This window comes from Paenibacillus lacisediminis (assembly GCF_046567315.2).
The window spans coordinates 282749-304596 of sequence record NZ_JBKIAX020000007.1; the positions used below are offsets into that span (position 1 = coordinate 282749).

A 21848-nucleotide genomic window follows, 5' to 3' on the forward strand; every position below is an offset into this window, starting at 1 on the left:
ATGGAGAGGGAGAGTGATAGTTTGAGCAAGAGAGTTGTCGCAGGGCTATTAAGCTTCCTGCTGGCGTTTTCGCTGCTGCTGCCGGTGGCGGAGGCGGGGGCTGAGGAAGGCGCTCGGCAGGGAATGGAAGCAGGAAGGATTGCCGCTTCCAAGCTGAATCCCGTCGACCCCGCAGCGCTTGATGCGATCAAGGCGAAGGATTTTAAGCTGCAAAGCAAGAAAGAGACCGCCAAGGCGAAGTCGGCTAAAACGCCTTTGGCCGGTGAAGGATTGCAGTTGGAGCGGCAGGAGGCCTCTCCGGCTTCCGCGGCGGAACCGCAAAACTTCGTACCTCAATCGGATAACACGGGACGGATTTCCGTCATCGTAGAATTGCGGGAAGCTCCGGTCAAGGTGTTCGAGGCGGCCGGGAGCAAGCTGAGCAGCAGCAAGTCGTTGTCCGCGCACAAGCAAACGGTGAATTCAGAGCAGCAAACGTTCAAAAAGCAAGCGATCAGCAAATTGAATGCCAAATTCAACCGCGCTTATTCGGAGATTTTTAACGGTTTTTCCTTAACGATCGCCGCCAATCAGGTGGAAAATTTGCTTAAGCTTCCCGGGGTCAAAGCGGTGTACCCAAATAACGAGGTGTATGTCACCGCCGAAGAAGAAGAAGCTCCGTCCGCTCCTTTGGGCAGTGTTCCGTTTATCGGCAGCGAGGCTTTTTGGGATCAAGGAATCAAAGGCCAGGGAATCAAGGTCGGGGTCATTGACACTGGCGTGGCCAAGGATCATCCCGATTTGGCCGCCGCCGTACCGGACGGTGACTGGGGATACGATTTCGTGAACGAGGATAACGAGCCGTACGAAACGACCAAGGAAGATTACGAGAAAGCGCGGGAAAAAGATCCGACACTTCCGGAGGTAAACGAGGACGGCAGACCGTATTGGACTTCGCACGGCACCCATGTGTCCGGGATCGTCGCCGGGCGCGGCGCAGGCGGAAATGGTCAAGCGGGGATCGAAGGCGTCGCGCCGGCAGCGGAAATCCATGCGTACAAGGTGCTGGGCCCGTATGGCAGCGGTACGACGGAGAACGTGATCGCCGGAATCGAGCGAGCAGTGGAGGATGGGATGGACGTCATCAACCTGTCGCTGGGCTCGGATTCCAACAATGAACAGTCGGCGGATTCCGTGGCCGTCAACAATGCGATGAAGGCGGGCGTTATCGCGGTCGTATCCAGCGGCAACTCCGGTCCCGAGGAGGCCACGGTAGGGGATCCGGGCAGCGCGGAGCTGGCGATCACGGTCGGCGCTTCCAAACCTCCGCTCAATACGCCGGTGATGAAAATTGCCGAGCTGGAAGGCGAAGCGTTTTATATGGACACGTTCGATAAATCGGCAGGCCTGGAAAACTTGACCGAGTCCTATCCGCTCGTTGAGGCCGGGTTAGGCAAACCGGGCGATTTTGAGGGCAAGGATTTAAGCGGGAAAGTCGCTTTCATTAAACGCGGAGAAATTCCTTTTGCGGAAAAAGTATTAAACGCTCAAACTTCCGGAGCCCTGGCCGCAATGATCTACAACAATCTGCCGGAAGCGTTGGAAAGCGGTACTCTGGGTGACGCCGATGTGACGATCCCGGTTTACGCGTTGTCCGGGGCGGATGGAGGGCGGATCAAGGCTGCGCTCGATCAGCAGGAACTTACGGCTGAGTTTGGCTCGACGGTCGAACAGGACATTATGGCCGCTTTCAGCTCGCGTGGTCCGTCCAAACCTTCCTATGACATCAAGCCGGATATTTCCGCGCCGGGCGTCGCCATCCGTTCCAGCGTGCCGGGTTATGAAGGCTGGTATAAAGCGCAAAACGGCACAAGCATGGCCGCCCCGCATATCGCGGGAGCCGCGGCGCTGCTTAAGCAACATTACCCCGAGCTTGGAGCTTACGAAATCAAAGCGCTGCTGATGAATAATGCGTTTAAGTTGTCCGACCGCAGCGGCAACCGCTACTCGCATATGGATCAGGGAGCCGGGCGCGTCGCTCTGGACCAGGTTGTCGAAGCGAAGGCGGTGGCGCTGGCCGAGGACGTAACCCATTCCGTCGATGGCGATGAGCCTGCGACGTACTACACGGGCAGCCTTTCGTTTGGTTATGTCGGCTACGGTTCATCGGCGCAGCGTGAGGTCATCGTTAAAGATATCGCCGGGGAAGCGTCGGACTATTCTATTGAATCAAATTGGTATGGCGGCGATTCTCCCGTAGCATTGATCTTGTCCGAAACCGGGGCCGCGGTTGCGGCGGGCGGGGAAACATCGTTCACCGTAACGGTGGAAGTGCCGGAAGAAGCTGTTAGTCAGCGTTATGAAGGCGAGCTGATCCTGACGGAATCTGCGAGCGGCCACGTCATCCATATGCCGGTTTCGGTTTACGCCGGCGAAGTCCCGCAGGCGGATGTCGTTACGGACCTCGCATTAACTCCGAATCCGTTCTCGCCGAACGGAGACGGCCAACTTGATACAACGGACATCACGTTTACGGTTAATGAAAATACCGAGTATTTTTCCCTGGATGTTTTCACACTGGACAGCACTTGGCTTGGTTCGTTGATTGAAGTTGAAGACGGCCTTTTCCCAGGCAGCTATGCGCTTCGAAGTTGGGACGGATCGGACCTTCCGGATGACGGTTACCTGTTGGTGCCTTGGGTCGGCACCAGCTTGGCGGATGCCGTGCCTTTGGAGGATCAGCTCGCGGTGTTTATCGTTGATAGGGGGGCTCCGGTCTCGCAGTTAAGCGACCCTGCTATTAAGGTGGATACGGCCAGCCTTCAAGGGGTGATCTCCGGCCAGGTGACGAAAGATTTGCTGATCGATTTGCTCGTTTCCGAGACCGGGGCGGCTGTGAGCGATGTGATTGGTGTGGCCGCTTTGTTTGACGGCAACGGGGACGGCGAGTGGGAACAGATGGATGGAACCGTTGACGGCACGGGCCATTTCACCATTGAGGTTCCGATTACACCAGGAAATAATACGTTTGAAGTTTATGTTTACGACTTGGCGGGTAACGGGTTGGCAACTTCAGCCCACGTGGTTAATTATAAGCTTTCGGGTTACGTCACTCCCTTTGTGGAGCCTTCCCGGGTACAGCAGGATGAGCCGTTTAAACTGGATGTGCTGTTCTCGGTGACGGAGGCCGTTTATGCCGCCAAATTCGATTTGTTGTACAGCAGCGGCTTGGAACAGGTCAGCGTTGCACCAAGCCCCGAACTTAGCGCCCGCCAGGCTGAGCAAAACCCGGATCGTACGCTGACGGTGTCGAAGGCGGTGTATGCACAGGATAACGGTCAAACCCGGTTTGAATTGATGGAGCGCTTGAATGACGCACAAGGGTATGCCGGCGCTGGTTCTTTGGCTACCTTTACGTTTCAGGGGGCACCCGCCGGGCAATATACATTCCAGGTAGCTAACCTGGCATTGTACGATCAGGATGGAAACGAAATTCCGGTCGGTTTGGTCTCCGATGCTCAAGTGTCGGTTGAAATGCAGGCCGAACTGCAAGTAACCCCGCAAAACCTATCTCTTAAAAAAGGGGAAACCGGCCAGTTGGCCGTCACTTACAAGGACACCGGCGGGACGGTCACGGACGTGACTTATGCGGTTTATTACGCGCCGGAGGATCCGCAAATCGTAACCGTGTCGAAAGGGACGGTGACCGCGCATAAAGCCGGCAAAACCAACATCGGCATTACCTATGAAGGTTTGACGGCGACCGTAGGCGTTACTGTTGCGGAAGTTTCTTCGGGCACGGGCGGCAGCGGCGGAAAGAAAAGCAGCGGAAAAATAACGCAAACGCAGCAAGATCAACAAGATCAGCAAAAACAGCCGTCTCCCAGCCAGGCGGTAAAAGAAGCGATCAAAGCGAATGAACCAACGGTTATTACGTTGCCGAACGGCTTTACGCTCACGATCCCTGCCGGGGTCATCCCAGCTTCGGAGGCGGCTTTTGCGCAGGTCACGCCCGCTTCCGAATCCGACACAACCACGTTGATCGAGGGGCTGAAGCTTGGCTCGGAACTGCAGCCGCTTGGGGTTTATTACGATTTAGCCATTTTGGATAAAGACGGAAAGCCGATCGAGAACGTCGTGTTCCGTCAGCCTGCTGTGGCGTCGATTCCATTAAGCGCCCTGAACGCGGGAGGCGTAAACGGGAAAAAGATCGGCCTGTTCAAGCTCGGCGGCCAAGGCGTACTTGAACAGCGCGCAGGGCGGCTTATTGACGGTAAAGTGGTAGCTCATTTGAGCGGCTTCAGTCGTTACATGTTCATGGCCAGAGAAATTTCGTTCGCCGACGTAACCGAGGAGGATTATCCGTGGGTGGTGAACGAAATTGGGGTTTTGGCGGCTCAAAACATCGTGACCGGGATGAGCGCAAACGTATTTGCCCCAGGCTCAAAAGTCACCCGCGCCGAATTCGTCTCGCTGCTGGTTCGGGCGTTGGAGCTGGAAGCGGATGAGCGCGCGGGCGGAAAAGCTCAATTCAGCGACGTTCCAGCCGGCAGTTGGTTCGCGGAGACGGTGGGTATAGCGGCTGCCAAAGGCTTTGTTGCCGGCTACGAAGACGGCACCTTTGGGCCAAACCGGCAGATTACCCGCGCCGAAATGGCTGTTATTTTGTCCAAGGCGCTGGCTTACCTGGGGACGGCAGGAACAGCTTCGGCACCTTCCGGCTTCACCGATCAGGCGCAAATCCCGGGTTGGGCGAAGGAGTCGGTTGGCCTTGTCGCCAAGCTTGGCGTGATGAAGGGCAAATCGGCCGGCAAGTTTGACGCGCAGCAAGGGGCCACCCGCGCTGAAGCGGCTGTCGTGATCTACCGCATTTTCACTCAGGATAGGAAGTAAAGTTTTATTCCATCTTGTCCGTTCATATACATGCCTTAGAAGGAGCGTGAGCAGGTTGGATAAAAAAGTGAAGCGGTATTATCAATTAAAACAGCAGCAAAAAGAGGCGGAGCTGGAAATGGCCGAACTGCGCAGCGAAATTTTGAAGCATTGTCTCGAGCAGGGAGCTGCCGAGTTGGAAATCGGGAGCTACAGAGTGAAGACGATTTTTCAGGAACGGAAGGAATATGACGACCAAAAGCTGTACGAAGCGCTCCCCGACCCTGAGGTATGGCGGTTGATTTCTAAAGCGGATGCGCAAAAGGTGGCGGGATTGATTAAGCTGAACGTTATTCCCGAGGAGCGGATTAAGGACACTTACGCGACCAAACGCATCACCCTGCTGCAGGTGGAGAAAAAGTAATTGATGCCCGTTTTTGAGCATAAGCATTCGTGAAGTAGAGTGCAGCAAAAAACGCCGGAACAAATTTTTCTGGCGTTTTTTTGTTGCTCCGAAAATCCAAATCTTGACATTACAAACGAAAAGACTTATCATGAGCAAGAAGTCATTGAGTAAGGAGTCACTGAAATGATTGGACATAAAACCCAACGCCAATTACAAAAAGAACAAACTAGAAAACGCCTGATCGAAACTACATTGGCGCAGTTTGCTCAAAATGGCTTCACAGCTACGCGCACCTCCGATATTGCCAAAGCGGCAAAAGTTTCCCACGGGACAGTGTTTGCCCATTTTTCCACGCAGGAAGCGCTGATGGATGCCGTTATCGAGGAATTCGGCTCGCGGGTATCCTGGCGATTGCATGAACTGGCTGCGGAAGGCGGGGGCTTGCGGGACGTGCTGAAGGCGCATCTTACCGGCCTGGCGGAGTTTGAAGCCTTTTATACCCGTTTGGTGATCGAAAGCAGGCTATTGCCGGATAGCTCCCGAAACGTGCTGATTGCGATCCAATCAACGATATCTTTGCATGTAAGCCAAGCGGCCGAGCGGGAAATGAATGCCGGTGCCATAGATGTGTACCCGCTGCATTTGCTGTTCAACACCTGGATCGGCTTGATTCATTATTATTTGGCCAATAATGACCTTTTTGCCCCGGGCGGATCCGTGCTGGAGCGTTACGGTCAAGAACTGTTGGAGCATTATTGGCGCATGATCGCTGTCAAAAGATAACTATCTTTTGCCATAAAAAAATGCAAGGAGATGCGATGGACAATGAAAACATGTATTGCTTGCGGAATGCCGATGAACGAACCGTCCGAATTTGCCATGGGGGATACCGCGAAAAACTACTGCGTGCATTGCGCGCGTCCTGACGGAACGATGCAGTCTTATGACGAGAAGCTGGAATCCTTAACCGCTTTTATCATACGGACCCAAGGATTAGACCGGCAAGCTGCGGAAGCTGCCGCAAGAAATATGATGGCCCGGCTGCCGGCTTGGAAAAACCTGGTTAACGGCAAATGATCAGGAGTTGGGTAAGCCGAATCCTAAAGGAGGGGTATATGTGAAAGGCTACGATAATTTTTTTCTGCCCGTTGGCGATCTTAAGCAGGCAGGATACTATTATGGGCAAATGTTGGGATTGGATGTGAAATTCGACTTTTCGGCAAAAGGAATGCTGGCTTATCGGATCGGCCGGGAAGAGCCTGCTGTTATTCTTAGAGATACTTCCCATTTTCCCGCCGCCAAACCGGCAATATGGTTTCTAGTTGACGATGCCCGGCGAAAATTTAATGAGCTTAGGGAAAAGGGCGTTGCATTCACTTCCGAGCCCTTTGCAATAGCTACGGGGACGGCGGTCGAATTTGAAGATCCCTTCGGAAACCGGCTGGGCATTACGGATTATATCAAGAGGTGAGGAGGAAAACCGATGATTCTGCTTGACGTCCGGGATTACAAGAAAACCGAGGAGCCGCTGCGGGAAGTGGGTTTTAACACTTTATTTGCCGAATCCGTGATCCACGGGAAAACGCCGGGGCAAGTTTACGCCGACGATGACGTTAGCCCAAGCGTATTTTATGTCGTTCACCCTTACGGGATGTCCTTGTTGTTCGGCGCTGCGGACAAGCCCGACTTCAATCTGTGGCTGCAGCAATATTTACTGGACAAAGCCCAGGCGCGCAGCGGCCACGAATGGCTGCAGGCCTACCCGGCCGGCTGGAACGAGCGGATTCGTCAAATGCTCGGCTCGGAGCTGGTAGCGAGGCGCGCGGAGTTACAGGAAGAAATCGACAGCATGTCCCCTAAAGTAGCCGAATATACGCGGGTCAATTTTCGGTTTGAACAAGACAAATACCGGACTGCCGGGAAACCGGCAAATTTGGCGGGCTGTGAGATCGTCAGAACGACGAAGGAGATGTTCCTTGCGGCTCCGGGGGCGGTTGTGCCGCGTTTTTTCTGGAAGGACGAAGTGGAGTTTGAGCGGGCGGGGATCGGATTCAGCCTGATTTGCCAGGGGGAAATCGCCGCTACGGCATTTTCTGCGTTCATCACTGAAAAAGAGCTGGAAATCGGCATAGAGACTGCTGAAAAATACCGCGGAAGAGGTTTTGCGGCCAGCGTATGCTCGGCGCTGATCGATTACTGCCTGCGGCAAGGCTTGGAGCCGGTCTGGTCCTGCCGCCGGGAAAATGAAGGCTCGTACAGGCTGGCCCAGAAGCTGGGATTCGTGCCCTCGCTGATGATCCCTTATTATCGTCTGCCGGCTGGGCGTCATATAGTTGATAACGTCAAATGAATTAGTTGACTAAGTCAAATTAAATGCTTTATGATGGAGTTACTATTCTATGGCTTTTTTAGGAGGTAACCCATGAATTCCGTCCATCACCCTATCATTCAGGCCGTCCGCAGATTTAACCGGTTTTATACGAATATCCTCGGACTGTTGGATCAGCACATGCTGAACAGCGATTTTTCGTTGTCGGAGGCCCGGGTGCTTTACGAAATCGGCAATACCCCAAACTGTACGGCCAAAATGCTGATCGAGCTGCTGAGTATCGACCCCGGTTATCTAAGCCGGATCATCAAACGCTTCGAAAAAATGGGCCTCGCCTACAGAGAGCAGTCTAAAGAGGACGGGCGGCTGTATTATCTGTTCCTGACCGATCAGGGGAAAGAGACGTTGGCCCGGCTCAACGGGTTGTCCGACGGCCAAATTTATCAAATGATCAGCCGTCTGCCGGAGCAGGAGCAATTGCAGCTCACCCAGGGGATGCATTCGATTGAAGCGGCGCTGTCGGAGAAACCGGTGCTGACGGGGGAGGAAATCGTCATCCGCAACGATCTGCGGCCCGGGGACGCCGGGTATCTGGTCCATCTGCACGGTTGGATTTATCAGGAACGGGGCTACAACCACCGGTTTGAGGGATACGTGTGCAAAACATTTTACGAGTTTTTTGAAAACTACAGCCCGGGCAAGGACCGGTTTTGGTTTGCGGAAGCGAACGGCAACATGGTGGGAGCGATCGCCATCGTCGAGCATTCGCCGGACAAAGCCCAGCTGCGCTGGTTTGTCGTGCATCCGCAGTACCGCGGGATCGGACTTGGGCGCAGGCTGCTGGACGAAGCGATGAAATACTGCCGGGAAAAGGGCTACCCGATAGTTTTCCTGGAAACGACGGAGGATCAGCAGCAGGCGATCCGGATGTACACGCGGGCGGGCTTCGTCAAAGCCGCGGAGCATCCGAGCAATGACTGGGGCAAGCCTCTGGTTGAATTGACGTATGAGCTGGCTCAGGCTAGATAAAAAGGCAAAAGGTTGAAGAAAAGGCGCTCTCCCCGGGACATACCCAGGGAAGAACGCCTTAATCCAAACTCGCATGTCTTAAACGGATGCTTCGCTCGGCGGATACGCAGAGTAAAGCTGCTTAATCCGAGCGTACCAACTTTATCGATGCGAACCAACTGCAAAAGTACATCTCATTTTTCGCATATCTCCATTTTGAGGCGTGCGAAATGTAAAAGTGCATTTGATTCGTACTATTTTTACAAATTATGGTTAATTCCGCGAGTATGAACTGCACTTTTGCATTTGAACCGCCCTAAATGAGCAGCTTCGACAAAAATCGCCTGCACTTTTGCATTTCGCGTGAAATTCGCGGCTCTTTTGTGCGCCACTATTACGTGGAACTCACCCTTGTCCTTCACTTCACGCTCGTCCCCGACACGCTCGTACCGCTCTTAACGGCTTTGAAGGTCACGATTTCTCCGCTCCAGAAGTGGAACTTCAGCGTCACCTCGCCGTTGTTCACTTCGCGCCAAAATTCCGGCTGCAGCTTGATGACGCCTGTCTCGTAATCGGGCATAAACGTATAGCCGAATTCCTTGTAAGGGGTCCAGTTTTGCGGACCGGCATTGCTGCCGTCGGCATAAACCGCCTCCATCGTCGCCACAAGATTGCCGTTAAACGCGGCCGGGACCGCAAACGTTTCGGTCGTTCCCGACGCGCTGCTCAGCACCGGCGTATCGTACACATACACTTTCAGCCGCCAGTCCGGGCCGTAGCTGAAACGGGCGGACAAGGCCACTTTCAGCCCCAGGCCGCTGCCGTTTGTCAGGCGGGTGAGCAGGCCGGATTTCAGCGTCAGTTCCTGGCCGCTTACCTCGTAATCCGCCCCCTTCTTTAATTTTTGCCCGTCCGCAAACAGTTCGGTAAGCTGGTTTCCGTTCAGATTAAGCTGGACCTTGGCGTCCTGAATTGGTCCGCCGTTTCTCAAGTACACCAGATCGGTTTCCGCGGTAGCGGGGCGTTTTTTCCAGCTCGCCTTCATCATTTGGAACAGCTCGTCATCGGACCATTTATACGTAAGCCGGTTGAAATGCTGCCCATTGTCCCACAGCATGTGGGTGATCTTTTTCTGCTGGATATAGTGGGTTAAAGCCTCAAAAAACTTCAGTTTTTCCCCTTGTTCGATCACATTGGTGTTTTTGTCGAAGCCGAGCAGCCCGTATTCCCCAAGGATGACGGGAATGCCTTTGGCGACCAGCGTGTTGTGGACGTTGTCGAACGTCGTGACGATATCCTGCTGCGTATCCTTTTCGAACTTGTAATATCCGGCGACGTTTACGCTAAACGGCCAAAAGCCGTAATAATGAACGGTCGCGATCAGGTTCGGATCGTTTAACGTTTGCATCGTTTTGTACAGTTCATCCAAATCCTTCTGTGCCGGAATCGTGGTGGACGTTGATCATGACGTACAGCTTGGCCTCCAGCGCCCAGTCAACCACTTCCTCGACCCGATCGAGATAGGCCGGCTCGATGGTGTAGTCCGGCGCTTTTCCGATATGGCTATCCCAGGTGACCGGAATCCGGATGCTTTTGTAGTAATAATTTTACATGTTGTTCGGGTTATTTTTTGCGCCATGCCAGATGGAAACCCACTTTTCCCAACAAAGAGGGATTGTGCAGCCACTTGATGACGCGGGTCGATATCCACTGGCAGATGAGGGCTTGGATAATAATCTTCCAATCAATCACGATCGCGGTCAGCGAAAAAATGAGGACGTTTATGATAAACAGCGAGGTCCCGGGATTGATTCTCCGCGCTTTCGCGATGGCCAGCGCCACAAAACCGATCCCCCCGTTCGTCACCCGCTCCCTGAACAGGATGGAAATGCCGGTGCCCAAAATGACGGAGCCGACCAGCAAATTGATCCATAAGCTGCCGAACGGCGTTTTGACATACACTTCAAAAAAATTGACGGAAACCGCGGTTATGGTGATGACCATAATCGTCCCGAACGCGCTGACCCGCCCCAGATAATGCACCGCAAACAAAAGGAACGAGATGTTGACCAGCCAAAATCCGATGCTCAGCGGCAGATGAAACCAGTAATTCAGCAACATCGCAAGGCCTGCGCCGCTGCCGGAAGGAATGGAGTGCGGAAACAAAAAAACGCCCATAGCGCAGCCCTGGATCAGGGAGCCCGCGAGGATGTGGGATGTTTTTTTCCAAAGGCGGCGTAGAAGAAAAGCCCGGTAAGCTTGACGATTGCGGTTCACTGGGAATCATCCTTTTGCAGGTAATGGAGTCGCAGGCTAGTCCTGCTTATACAACCTATGCACCGGGACAACCGCCCATGCCTTCTTTTGAACCAAGAAACTTGCGAGAACCCCCAAAAGGAAAGAGGATTTACCGGAGGGATATGGAATATTTTAGGGTGAAACCGACGGGTCGACCATGTCTTTCGACGAGGGGTGAATGCGCATGATGATTTATCTTAAGGAAATTGTCCTCCAGCTATTTTTTGCCCATATGCCTTTAGTCATGTTTAACTTGTTTTATCGCGACCGCACGCAAAATTATACGCCGAAATTCATCATCGCCACGAGCATGATTTGCCTTTTCTTGTCGATGACCTTCGGCGTCAGTGCCGTTCCCGGATATACATACGACATCAGATATACCATCCTGTTTTTTGGCCTAATTTTCGGGGGGCTGCAGACCGGTCTGATCCTGTTGGCGGAATTTTTATTATACCGGCTGTATCTGGGGGGTGACGGTACGTTCGTTGCGATGCTCATCACGCTGATTACATTCCCGGTTTCGCTCGTCCTGTGCCGGATTTACCAGCGGACCAGCCGCAAGCTGCCCGTCATCATCGCGGCAGGTTTGTTTTTTTCGGCGATTCCCATCGGTATGGTGTATTTGTACAACCCGGAGTCGGTTTTGGACCATTTGTTTTTTCATATCTTCGTTATCCCCGTGCAAAATTCGATCGGCTGCTGGCTGCTGATAACGTTATTCAAAAAAGCGGTCACCGACAAGGAGTTGTATATCAACTACGCGCAGCAGGAGCGGGTGCGGGCGATCAGCCATGTCGCGGCCTCGCTGGTTCACGAGGTGCGCAATCCGTTAACGGCGGTCAAGGGCTTTTTGACTTTGATCAAGGAAGGGGCGGCCGACCGGGAAAAGACAAACCGTTACATCGACATTTGCATGAGCGAAATCGGACGTACGGAATACATATTGTCGGAGTATCTTGCGATCTCGAAGCCGATTACCGATAAAGAGATGCCTACCAATCTGCAGGAGCTGCTGCAAATAACGAGAGATGTCATGAATCCGTTCGCCAATATGCACAATGTGGAGATGGAAATCGAGTATCCCGCGGATAAAGAGCCTTTATGGATCATGGCCAATCCCGATAAAATGAAGCAGGTGCTCGTCAATTTCATCAAAAACGCGGTCGAAGCTTGCGCCGAGGCGCCCCACCGGCAGGGCAGGGTCATCCTCAAGCTGCAGGCGGTTGCCGGGGTGGTCACGCTGTCCATCAAAGACAACGGCATCGGGATGACGGAGGAGCAGACCCGGCGCTTGGGCTCCGTTTATTTTTCGACCAAATCAGGCGGAACCGGGCTAGGGCTGACGTTTTCATACCAAGCGATCTTGTCGTTAGGCGGAACGGTCGCGGTAAACAGCGAGCCTGGCGAAGGCACGGAATTTACGATCAGTCTGCCGCTGTATAAGATACAGAATTTGGAGGCTGCACAGTAAGGAGGAAAACATGATGAAACAAGGCGGGAGGATTTTGCTGAAAGTTCTAGGCTGCTTGGCGGCGGTGATCAGCATTTTGTTTGTGGGTGCGGTGACGGCGTTTATTACCGCTTTTATGGGAGGACAGAAGTTTTATGCGCCGCTCGCGCTGGCGGTGACCGGTATACTTATTCTGTTTGTCATTGCGCGTACGTTTCTGCCCGGGCGGGCGGCCGCGGTTAACTATGTGCTGCTGGGCTGCATTGCGGCGTGCGGCGTGGCCGTGGGAGTGTACGAAATCAACCAGGCTTATCACAACAGCTTCGCCATCGTCAGCGATCAGGACGTGGACCTGGAGCAGTACCGGCCTTTTCAAAATAACGGGGAAGTGGCGGTGTTGGCGGAGCCTTCGTCGCTGACGCTGCTTGAAGACCTGCCGAAAATGGACGGGGCCACCGCGCTTTATCCGCTTTATTCGGCTTTTGCGCAGGCGGTGTACCCCCGCAAGGAATACGCCCTTTACGACAGCGAAGTGATGGCGAATACGACGCCGGGAGCCTACAAAAATTTGCTGGATGGGCGGGCCGACGTCATTTTTACCGCCGCTCCTTCCAGCCTCCAACTGGCCCAGGCGAAAAGACAAGGGCTTGAGCTGAAGCTGACGCCGATCGGTCGCGAGGCCTTCGTGTTTTTCGTCCATGCGGACAACCCGGTACAGGGACTGTCCACGCAGCAGATTCAGGCCATTTACGCCGGGGAGATTACCGACTGGAGCGAGGTGGGCGGCGGAAGCGGCAAGATCCGCGCTTTCCAGCGGCCGGAGGGGAGCGGGAGCCAAACGATGCTGCAGAAGCTTATGGAGGGAAAAGAGCTGATGGCGCCCCCGCAGAAAGACGTAGTGTCGGGGATGGGCGGGATTATCGCGCAAACGGCCGATTACCGCAATTATCCGAACGCCCTCGGGTATTCGTTTTTGTTCTTTGCGACCGAAATGGCGCAAAACGGGCAAATCCGTCTGCTGGAGATCGATGGGGTAAAGCCGGACAAAACGACGATCCGCAGCGGGGAATATCCGCTGGCTGCGGAGTTTTACGCGGTGACGGCGGGCAGCGACAATCCGAACGTGAGCCGGCTGATCGAGTGGATTTTGTCTCCGCAGGGCCAAGCTTTGGTCGAGAAAACCGGGTATACGCCGATCTCTCCGGCTTCCGATATTGACATGGAAAATGAGGATCGATAATATAAAAAATAGGAATTAGCACTCTGGTGTTTGGAGTGCTAATATTTTGAGATCAGGCTGTTTCAACGAAAGGAGACCTGTTTCCATGGCCAAACAACAATTCCAGGCGGAGTCCAAACGCTTGCTGGAGATGATGATCAACTCCATCTACACACAGAAGGAAATTTTTCTGCGGGAGCTGATTTCCAACGCCAGCGACGCCATCGATAAAATTTACTACCGGGCGTTGACGGATGACAAGCTGGTGTTCAACAAGGACGACTATTTCATTAAAATGAAGCCGGACAAGGCTTCCCGCACCCTGACGATCACCGATACGGGGATCGGCATGACCAAAGAGGAGTTGGAAAACAACCTCGGCGTCATCGCCAAAAGCGGCTCGTACGCGTTCAAGAACGAAAATGAGATCAAGGACGGGCACAACATTATCGGCCAATTCGGCGTCGGCTTTTATTCGGCGTTTATGGTCGCCGACGTCGTCACCGTGACCAGCCGGGCGCTGGGCACAGGTGAGGCTTATAAGTGGGAATCCCAGGGCGCGGACGGGTACACCGTTGAACCGTGCGAGAAGGATACGGTCGGTACGGAAATTGTTTTGAAAATCAAAGAAAACACCGAAGACGAGCAATACGACGAATACCTCGATGAGTATCGCCTGAAATCGATCATCAAGAAGTATTCGGACTTTATCCGTTATCCGATCAAGATGGACATCACGAGCAGCCGGCCGAAGGAAGGCAGTGAAAGCGAATTCGAGGATTACACGGAAGAGCAAACCGTCAACAGCATGGTGCCGATCTGGCGCAAGAACAAATCCGAGCTGACGGACGAGGATTACGAAAACTTTTATATGGAGAAACGTTACGGGTTTGATAAACCTGTCTCGCATATCCATATCAAAGCGGACGGCGCGGTCGTGTATAACGCGATTTTGTACATTCCGGAAAAAACACCGTTCGACTACTATACCAAGGAATACGAAAAAGGCCTGGAGCTGTACTCCAACGGCGTGCTGATCATGAACAAATGCGCCGACCTGCTGCCGGACTATTTCAGCTTCGTCAAAGGGATGGTCGACTCGGAGGACCTGTCGCTGAACATTTCGCGGGAACTGCTGCAGCATGACCGCCAGCTGAAAATGATCGCCAAGAACATCCAAAGCAAGATCAAAAGCCAGTTGCAAAGCCTGCTCAAGGACGAACGCGAGAAATACGAGAAGTTCTACGAGTCGTTTGGCCGTCAGCTGAAGTTTGGCGTGTACAACGAGTACGGCATGCATAAGGATGTGCTGCAGGATCTGCTGATGTTTACTTCCTCCAAAGAGAAGAAGCTGGTCACGCTGGACGAATACGTAGCGCGGATGCCGGAGGATCAGAAGTACATTTATTACGCGGCCGGCGAATCGGTGGAACGGCTGGAGAAGCTGCCGCAAACCGAGCTGGTGCTGGATAAAGGCTACGAAATTCTTTATTTTACCGACGATATCGACGAATTTGCGATCAAAATGATCATGAGCTACAAGGACAAGGAATTCAAATCGGTGTCGAGCGGCGATCTGGGGATCGATGCCGATGCCGCCGAGGAGAAAGCGGAAGCGGACGACAACAAAGAGCTGTTTGCCGCAATGAAGGAGCTGCTCTTGGGCAAAGTGAAGGAAGTCAAAGCTTCGAAACGGCTGAAATCGCATCCGGTCTGCCTGTCGACGGAAGGCGAGCTGTCCATTGAAATGGAAAAGGTGCTGAGCGCCATGCCCGGCGCGGACGGGCAAGCCGTGAAGGCCGACAAGGTGCTGGAAATCAACGTGGGCCACGAGGTGTTTAAGTCGCTGCAAAAAGCTTACGAAAGCGATAAGGAGAAGCTCGGCTTGTTCACGAACCTGCTGTACAATCAGGCGCTGCTGATCGAGGGCTTGCCGATCGCCGATCCGGTCGAATTTACGAACGATATTTGCAAAGTGATGGTGTAAGAACGGCCAATTGGATAGGAAAGGAACCACCTCCTGAACAAAATCGCGGGACGGTGGTTCTTTTATTTTTCGGATAAGGATGTCATCATGAGGTTGGGGGCGATGAACCGATGTTTAACGATTTGAAGCTGAGCGCGGACCGTCCGGTCTACGTTCAGGTGAAGGATTACATCAAAGGACTGATTGCCAAAGGAGCGCTGCAGCAGGATCAGCGCCTGCCGTCGACGCGGGAGCTGGCGGGGCTGCTTGCGGTCAGCCGCAACAGCGTCATCTCCGCCTACGAGGGCCTGGAGGAAGAAGGCTACATCTATGCCTTATCGGGCCAGGGCAGTTTCGTGGCCCCGGATGCTGCGGCTTTGGCTTCGGCTGCGGAAACCGTGCCGCCCTGGAAGATGGACTGGTTGGAACGAATGAACGGCCAGGCGCGGCTGGCGGTGGAGCTTGATCATATGAAGCGCCGAAAGCGCGGCATCCGGGCGGAGAAAGGAACGATCTCGTTCACCAGCATTGCCCCTGATGAGAAGCTGTTTGATTTGGATCATGTAAAACGCGCTTTTTTGGACCGGATGGCGGTTGAAGGCAACGTGCTGCTTAATTACGGTTACGCCAAAGGTTATAAGCCGCTGATCGACGTTTTGCTGCAGTATATGGAGCGCAAGGGCGTCGATTTGACGGGGAAGGATATGCTGATCACCAGCGGTTTTACCGAGGGGCTCGACATCGTGTTGTCCTCCCTCGGCGGGCAGCCGGGCGGGGCGGTTATTTGCGAGAATCCGACGCACCATACGGCGATCAAAAACTTACGGATGCACGGGTTCGACATTACGGGCATTCCGATGGAGCAGGACGGGATGGGCCTGGAAGGCTTGAAAAAAGCTTTGGCGGAGCGGTCGTACGATTGCGCTTATTTGGTCCCTTCTTACCATAATCCGACCGGGATCGTCACTTCGGCCGAGAAAAGGCTGGCCATGCTGGAGTTGTTCGCACGTTACCGGGTGCCGGTGATCGAAGACGGCTTCAACGAGGAATTGCGTTATTCCGGCTCGCATGTGGCGCCGTTGATCGCCATGGCGGGCCAAGGGAACAGTGTGGTGTACCTGGGCAGCTTCTCCAAGGTGCTGTTCCCGGGGATGCGCGTCGGCTGGGTGCTGGCGGACCGGGAGCTGGTCGATGTGCTGGAAAGCGTCAAACGGGCGCGCAGCATCCATACCTCGACCCTGGACCAGTCGGTGCTGTATCAGTATTTGCAAAACGGCCATCTGGAGAAATATTTGAAAAAAGCGCGAGCGGAATATAAACGAAAATACGAGTGGACGAAGGCGTGCTGCGAGCGGTTTATCCCGTATTCCCGGCTGTCCGGAAGCGGCGGGCTGCACTTGTTCGTCGAATTCGCGGAAGGGTTTGACGTTTGGGAGTTGCTTGAAGCTTGCGCCCGTCGAGGGGTGATTTTTACGCCTGGGGATATGTTTTATACCGACGGCGGGGGCAGGAATACGATGCGGATCGGCTTTTCGCGGGTGAGCGATGAAGATATCGGGAAGGGCATCCGCATGATCGGGGAAACCGCGGCGGGAATGATGCGGCGGGAATGATGCGGCGGGAATGATACGGCGGGAATGATACGGCGGGATTGATGCAGCGGGAATGAAGCAGCTTGCTGCCGGTCACTTGCGTTATTAGCCGGAAACCGGGCAATACCATAGCGGGATTATGCAGGGCAGGAGCATGGTAGGGATTGAGGCGTCCGACAAACGTCGATCAAACGTCCGGCAAACATCCGTCAAGCGTCCGTCAAACGTCGGTCAAACGTCCGGCAAAATGGCGTAAAATGGTCAAGGATTAAAGGAGCGATGGGGCATGAAGGTAGGCATCATTATGGGCGGCATCTCCTCGGAGCGTGAAGTTTCGCGGATGACTGGCAAGGAAATGGCTGCTCAATTGGACCGCAGCAAATATGAAGTGCTGCCGATCGAGATTACCCGGCGGGAAGAGTTGATCGACCAAGTGAAGGGGATTGATTTCGCGCTCCTTGCGCTGCACGGCGCTTTCGGTGAGGACGGGACGGTGCAGGGCGTGCTGGAGACGTTAGGCATTCCTTACTCCGGCAGCGGCGTTTTATCCAGCAGCCTGTGCATGGATAAGGACTTGTCGAAGCGGCTGCTGCGGGCTGAAGGGATCGCTACGCCGGAATGGGTTTGCCTTGAACGTTCGTTATGGAGCGAAACACTGTCTGGATCTCGTGGTAGCTGCGGGCATGGGAGTCTGGATTCGAGTCTGGCTTATCCCTTATTTGTAAAGCCCAACGGCGGCGGCTCCAGCATTGGGGTGCGGCGGGCTGATGACGAAGGGGAACTGCGTTTTGCGCTTGAGGAGGCTTTTCGCTGGGACCGATCGGTGGTAGTTGAATCCATGGTTCACGGCCAGGAAATCACCTGCTCCGTTTTAGGGGGAGAGCTGCTGCCGATTTTGGGAATCCGGGCAACGGGAGCGGCATGGTTCGATTATCACGCCAAATACAGCGTGGGCGGGGCGGAGGAGCATCCGATCGTTTTGCCTTCCGTAGTGGAAGCTCGCGTGCGTGATGTGGCGCTCGCCTGCTATCGGATTCTGAAGTGCGGCGTTTATGCGCGAATCGACATGATCCTTAAGGACGGTGTGCCGTATGTGCTCGAAGTGAACACTTTGCCGGGAATGACAGCAACCAGCCTGCTGCCCAAAAGCGCGCTGGCGGCCGGCCTATCCTACGCAGAGCTGCTGGACCGGATCATCGAGTTGTCGTTGCTGGAACGGAAAGGTGTTGCGTCAACGCTGGGGGAAGCGCCAATGCAGGCAGTACCAACGTCGAAAGAAGCGGCAAAGCAGGCGAAGCCAACGTCGAAAGAAGCGAGTTTGCCAAAGCTGTTCCCCGAGGACGGAAAAATTCGGCTGGAGGTGGTGTCATGATGTTCCGTGATTGGATCGCCCCGCAGGTACGGCAGGTGCCGCCGTCCGGCATCCGGAAATATTTCGATTTGAGCGGGGAAAGAGCCGATACGATTCGACTTGGTGTAGGAGAACCCGATTTCACCGTGCCGGAGCCGGTGTGTGAAGCTTGCATCCGTGCGTTGAACGAAGGACGGACGGGGTATACGGCGAACAGCGGTATGCCGGAGTTGAGAGAAGCGCTTGCCGGTTATTTGAAGGAGAGCTTTGGCTTGGGCTATGAACCGGAAAGCGAAATGATGATAACCGTGGGCAGCAGCGAAGCCGTTGATCTGGCGCTTCGGGCTTGCACGGTCCCGGGGGACGAAATTCTCATTCCGGCCCCCGGCTATGTGGCTTATTCGTCCATCGCCCAATTATGCGGCGGAAACGTGGTCGAGGTGGAAACGACAGCCACGCAGGAGTTTAAACTGACGGCCGCTGCTTTAGCCAAGCGGATCACACCTCGTTCCAAAGTGCTGATCGTCAATTTCCCGGGAAATCCGACAGGGGCTATTATGACGGAAGCGGATTGGCGTCCGGTGGCGGAACTGGCGATCAAACACGACCTGATCGTCATCTCGGACGAAGTGTACGCTGAGCTGACTTACGGCCGGAAACACTTCAGCATTGCTTCGCTGCCCGGCATGAAGGAACGCACGGTGGTGGTCAGCGGCTTTTCCAAAGCGTTTGCCATGACGGGCTGGCGTGTCGGTTACGCCGCTTGCGGCAACCGTGACCTCATGGCCAGCATGTTAAAAATCCACCAGTACACGGCGATGTGTGCGCCGACGCTGGGCCAGGTGGCCGCGCTCGCCTCGCTGCGCCACGGCCTCGAGGCGAAGGAGCGGATGAAGGAAACGTTTGACCGGCGCCGGCGCAGCTTCGTCCAAGGACTGCGGGAGATCGGCCTCTCTTGCCATGAGCCGCAAGGCGCCTTCTACGCGTTTCCTTCCATCGCGCTCACGGGGCTCGGCTCCGGCGAGTTCGCCGAGCTGCTGCTCCGGGAAGCGGGCGTCGCCGCCGTCCCCGGCCACGTGTTTGGCGCCGGCGGCGAAGGGCATATCCGCTTCTCCTACGCGGCGGGAACGCAAAGCCTGAACATGGCGCTTGAGCGCATGGAGCCTGTGATGCGCCGTCTAGGTATTGGCGCCGGCGTGATCTGATCGCTCTAGGGTGGCAAAAGCGTGCACCCCATCGAGCGAGTGGCGAAAGTGTTTACCCCATTGAGCGAGTGACGGAGCGTTCACCCATTAAGCATGTGGCAAAGTGATCACTCCGTCTGGCGAGTGGCAGAGTGTTTACCCCATTGAGCGAGTGACGGAGCGTTCATCCCATTAAGCGTGTAACAAAGTGATCACTCCGTCTGGCGAGTGGCAAAGCGATCACCCCATCGAGCGACTGGAATGATTTGCAATTCATTGTCAGAGCCAAGCCGCCGATCATGTCCATTTTGCCAAATAGTCGAGTGCTCAGTATTTTTCAATAGGTGTGGCGAGCGGGAATCCGCACTTTTTCGCGGTACGATGGCGGAGATGGCTTGACTGGCAGAAAATAAAGGTAAATTATGGCCTTATTATGTCCCGAAAGGTTGGTTTCCCTGGCTTAGCGGAAAAAAAGGGCGTTATTTTTTATTAAACCAGCCTCAAGGTGTCCCAGGGAGGCCAGCTTGATAAAATAACGCCCAAAAATTCCGCTATATTGCGCCACGGCGGCTATTTTGGCGCATAGCGGTATAAATTACCGCTATGCGTCACGGAGAAGCTCCCGCAATAGTGCTAAGCGTTAGTTTCGGGCGCCCAGCCGGGAGGGGACGTCGTCGTTAGCAGCGAACTTCCACCACCGGCAGGAGAAGCCCGTCACGTCACCGTGCGAGGCCCCAGCCCACATCAGCTGAAGCCCCACACGTCACCGTGTGAGGTTCCAGCCCGCATCAGCCGAAGCCCGGCACGTCACCGAGCGGGGCTCCAGCACACAGCGGCCGAAGCCCCGCACGACACCGTGCGAGGCCCCAGCCCGCATCAGCCGAAGCCCGTCACATCACCGAGCAAGGCTCCAGCCCATCAGCAGAAGCTCCGCGCATCACCGTGAGAGGCTTCCGCTTAACTCCAGCGCCTGCTCCACTGGCACATAGTCGTAGTGCAGGTCCTTCGCCACGGAGTCGTAGGTGATCGCGCCGCCCGCCACGTTCACGCCGCGGCGCAGTGCGGGGCGATCGTTAAGCGCAGCGTAAAGCCCCTTGGAAGCCAGCTCCAGCGCGTAGGGCAAGGTGGAGTTGGTCAGGGCGAACGTCGAAGTCCGCGGCACGGCGCCGGGCATGTTGGCGACGGCGTAGTGAACGACACCATGCTTGACGTAGGTGGGATCGGAGTGCGTTGTGATTCGGTCGACCGTCTCGAAAATGCCGCCCTGGTCAATGGCCACGTCAACGATCACCGATCCCGGGCGCATCGCCTTGACCATGTTTTCCCGCACCAGCTTTGGCGCCTTCGCGCCGGGAATCAGCACCGCACCGATCACCAGGTCCGATTCTTCCACGGCTTCGGCAATATGCTGCGGATTGGACATCAACGTTTGCAGGCGGGCGCCAAAAATATCGTCCAACTGGCGGAGCCGTTCGGGATTCACATCGATGATCGTCACATCGGCGCCAAGTCCGATGGCGATTTTGGCCGCGTTCGTCCCAACGACGCCTCCGCCGATGATCGTCACTTTGCCGCGCTTCACGCCGGGAACCCCGCCGAGCAAAATCCCTTTGCCGCCGTAAGGCTTCTCGAGAAACTGCGCCCCGATCTGCACGGCCATCCGCCCGGCAACTTCGCTCATCGGCGTCAGCAGCGGCAGCGTTTTGTTCACCTCAACGGTCTCGTAGGCTATGGCGGTAACCCCTTTATCCCGAAGCGCCGCCGTCAGCTCGGGCTCCGGCGCCAAATGCAAATAAGTGAACAGGATCAGATCCTTCCGGAAATAGGCATATTCCGAAGGCTGCGGTTCCTTCACTTTAATGACCAGCTCCGCCGACCAGGCATCGGCGGCTTGCCCAACCAGCCTGGCCCCCGCGGCGGTGTATTCGGCGTCCGTAAAACCGCTGCCGGTGCCGGCGTTTTTTTCAATAAGCACTTGATGGCCTGCGCTAACGAGCGAATACGCACCCGAAGGCGTCAGCGCCACCCGGTTTTCGTTGTTTTTGATTTCCTTGGGGACACCGATGATCATTTTGTCTTCCTCCTCGTCAGTTCGTCAGTTTAACTAACACAAACATGCCGGTTTGTCATAAGTTGTTCCCTTAACGGCATAGCTGTAAACTAATCTGACACCAGTATAGGACATGTAAAA

At 54.8% G+C, this 21848-nt stretch carries 15 protein-coding genes and 1 pseudogene; 13 read left to right on the forward strand and 3 right to left on the reverse strand.

Going from position 1 to position 21848, the window contains the following annotated elements; genetic code table 11:
* Positions 1-21 precede the first annotated feature (21 nt).
* From ACLD72_RS16095 to ACLD72_RS16125, 7 genes are all read left to right on the forward strand, one after another.
* Positions 22-4872 carry a S8 family serine peptidase gene (locus tag ACLD72_RS16095; RefSeq protein WP_410996784.1) on the forward strand — a complete coding sequence of 1617 codons (4851 nt, stop codon included), beginning with the start codon at positions 22-24 and terminating at the stop codon, positions 4870-4872.
* Between the two features lie 55 nt (positions 4873-4927).
* A complete protein-coding gene (locus ACLD72_RS16100; protein WP_410996786.1) occupies positions 4928-5275 on the forward strand; it encodes a hypothetical protein in 348 nt (115 codons plus the stop codon).
* 165 nt (positions 5276-5440) lie between these two features.
* The gene (locus ACLD72_RS16105) at positions 5441-6040 is read left to right on the forward strand and encodes a TetR/AcrR family transcriptional regulator (RefSeq protein ID WP_410996788.1); all 600 of its coding nucleotides are present in this window, start codon (positions 5441-5443) and stop codon (positions 6038-6040) included.
* 42 nt (positions 6041-6082) lie between these two features.
* Positions 6083-6334 (forward strand): zinc ribbon domain-containing protein, encoded by a 252-nt coding sequence (locus ACLD72_RS16110; RefSeq protein WP_410996789.1) that lies wholly within the window; start codon positions 6083-6085, stop codon positions 6332-6334.
* Between the two features lie 40 nt (positions 6335-6374).
* Entirely contained in the window at positions 6375-6728 is a 354-nt protein-coding gene (locus ACLD72_RS16115) for a VOC family protein (RefSeq protein WP_410996791.1), read from the forward strand.
* A gap of 12 nt (positions 6729-6740) precedes the next feature.
* Positions 6741-7607 carry a GNAT family N-acetyltransferase gene (locus ACLD72_RS16120; protein WP_410996793.1) on the forward strand — a complete coding sequence of 289 codons (867 nt, stop codon included), beginning with the start codon at positions 6741-6743 and terminating at the stop codon, positions 7605-7607.
* A 72-nt stretch (positions 7608-7679) separates the two neighbouring features.
* Entirely contained in the window at positions 7680-8615 is a 936-nt protein-coding gene (locus ACLD72_RS16125) for a GNAT family N-acetyltransferase (protein ID WP_410996795.1), read from the forward strand.
* Between the two features lie 397 nt (positions 8616-9012).
* On the opposite strand, the pseudogene ACLD72_RS16130 reads toward ACLD72_RS16125, so the two are convergent.
* Positions 9013-10192, reverse strand: a pseudogene (locus tag ACLD72_RS16130) (cellulase family glycosylhydrolase); the annotation flags it as partial.
* A gap of 25 nt (positions 10193-10217) precedes the next feature.
* Positions 10218-10871 carry a YitT family protein gene (locus tag ACLD72_RS16135; protein WP_410996797.1) on the reverse strand — a complete coding sequence of 218 codons (654 nt, stop codon included), beginning with the start codon at positions 10869-10871 and terminating at the stop codon, positions 10218-10220.
* Between the two features lie 205 nt (positions 10872-11076).
* Here ACLD72_RS16135 and ACLD72_RS16140 point away from each other — a divergent pair, with 205 nt between their 5' ends.
* From ACLD72_RS16140 to ACLD72_RS16165, 6 genes are all read left to right on the forward strand, one after another.
* Positions 11077-12366, forward strand: a complete 1290-nt coding sequence (locus ACLD72_RS16140) for an ATP-binding protein (protein ID WP_410996799.1) — start codon at positions 11077-11079, stop codon at positions 12364-12366.
* A 10-nt stretch (positions 12367-12376) separates the two neighbouring features.
* Positions 12377-13585, forward strand: coding sequence for a PstS family phosphate ABC transporter substrate-binding protein (locus ACLD72_RS16145; protein ID WP_410996801.1), 1209 nt, complete (start codon positions 12377-12379; stop codon positions 13583-13585).
* Between the two features lie 85 nt (positions 13586-13670).
* The gene (gene htpG, locus ACLD72_RS16150) at positions 13671-15551 is read left to right on the forward strand and encodes a molecular chaperone HtpG (protein WP_410996802.1); all 1881 of its coding nucleotides are present in this window, start codon (positions 13671-13673) and stop codon (positions 15549-15551) included.
* 110 nt (positions 15552-15661) lie between these two features.
* Positions 15662-17143: a PLP-dependent aminotransferase family protein gene (locus tag ACLD72_RS16155; RefSeq protein WP_410996804.1), complete on the forward strand. Its 1482-nt coding sequence runs from the start codon at positions 15662-15664 to the stop codon at positions 17141-17143.
* A 265-nt stretch (positions 17144-17408) separates the two neighbouring features.
* Positions 17409-18494 carry a D-alanine--D-alanine ligase gene (locus tag ACLD72_RS16160; RefSeq protein ID WP_410996806.1) on the forward strand — a complete coding sequence of 362 codons (1086 nt, stop codon included), beginning with the start codon at positions 17409-17411 and terminating at the stop codon, positions 18492-18494.
* Positions 18494-19678: a pyridoxal phosphate-dependent aminotransferase gene (locus ACLD72_RS16165; protein ID WP_410996942.1), complete on the forward strand. Its 1185-nt coding sequence runs from the start codon at positions 18494-18496 to the stop codon at positions 19676-19678. Before ACLD72_RS16160 ends, ACLD72_RS16165 begins: the two co-directional genes overlap by 1 nt.
* A 916-nt stretch (positions 19679-20594) precedes the next feature.
* Here ACLD72_RS16165 and ald read toward each other — a convergent pair.
* The gene (gene ald, locus ACLD72_RS16170) at positions 20595-21728 is read right to left on the reverse strand and encodes an alanine dehydrogenase (RefSeq protein WP_410996808.1); all 1134 of its coding nucleotides are present in this window, start codon (positions 21726-21728) and stop codon (positions 20595-20597) included.
* Positions 21729-21848 lie beyond the last annotated feature (120 nt).

Bases quoted from the DNA above. Each gene is read 5' to 3' on its own strand.
- ACLD72_RS16105 (WP_410996788.1), top strand. From the start codon at position 5,441: ATGATTGGACATAAAACCCAACGCCAATTACAAAAAGAACAAACTAGA.
- ACLD72_RS16110 (WP_410996789.1), top strand. From the start codon at position 6,083: ATGAAAACATGTATTGCTTGCGGAATGCCGATGAACGAACCGTCCGAA.
- ACLD72_RS16120 (WP_410996793.1), top strand. From the start codon at position 6,741: ATGATTCTGCTTGACGTCCGGGATTACAAGAAAACCGAGGAGCCGCTG.
- ACLD72_RS16125 (WP_410996795.1), top strand. From the start codon at position 7,680: ATGAATTCCGTCCATCACCCTATCATTCAGGCCGTCCGCAGATTTAAC.
- ACLD72_RS16140 (WP_410996799.1), top strand. From the start codon at position 11,077: ATGATGATTTATCTTAAGGAAATTGTCCTCCAGCTATTTTTTGCCCAT.
- ACLD72_RS16145 (WP_410996801.1), top strand. From the start codon at position 12,377: ATGATGAAACAAGGCGGGAGGATTTTGCTGAAAGTTCTAGGCTGCTTG.
- htpG (WP_410996802.1), top strand. From the start codon at position 13,671: ATGGCCAAACAACAATTCCAGGCGGAGTCCAAACGCTTGCTGGAGATG.
- ACLD72_RS16155 (WP_410996804.1), top strand. From the start codon at position 15,662: ATGTTTAACGATTTGAAGCTGAGCGCGGACCGTCCGGTCTACGTTCAG.
- ACLD72_RS16160 (WP_410996806.1), top strand. From the start codon at position 17,409: ATGAAGGTAGGCATCATTATGGGCGGCATCTCCTCGGAGCGTGAAGTT.
- ACLD72_RS16165 (WP_410996942.1), top strand. From the start codon at position 18,494: ATGTTCCGTGATTGGATCGCCCCGCAGGTACGGCAGGTGCCGCCGTCC.
- ald (WP_410996808.1), bottom strand. From the start codon at position 21,728: ATGATCATCGGTGTCCCCAAGGAAATCAAAAACAACGAAAACCGGGTG.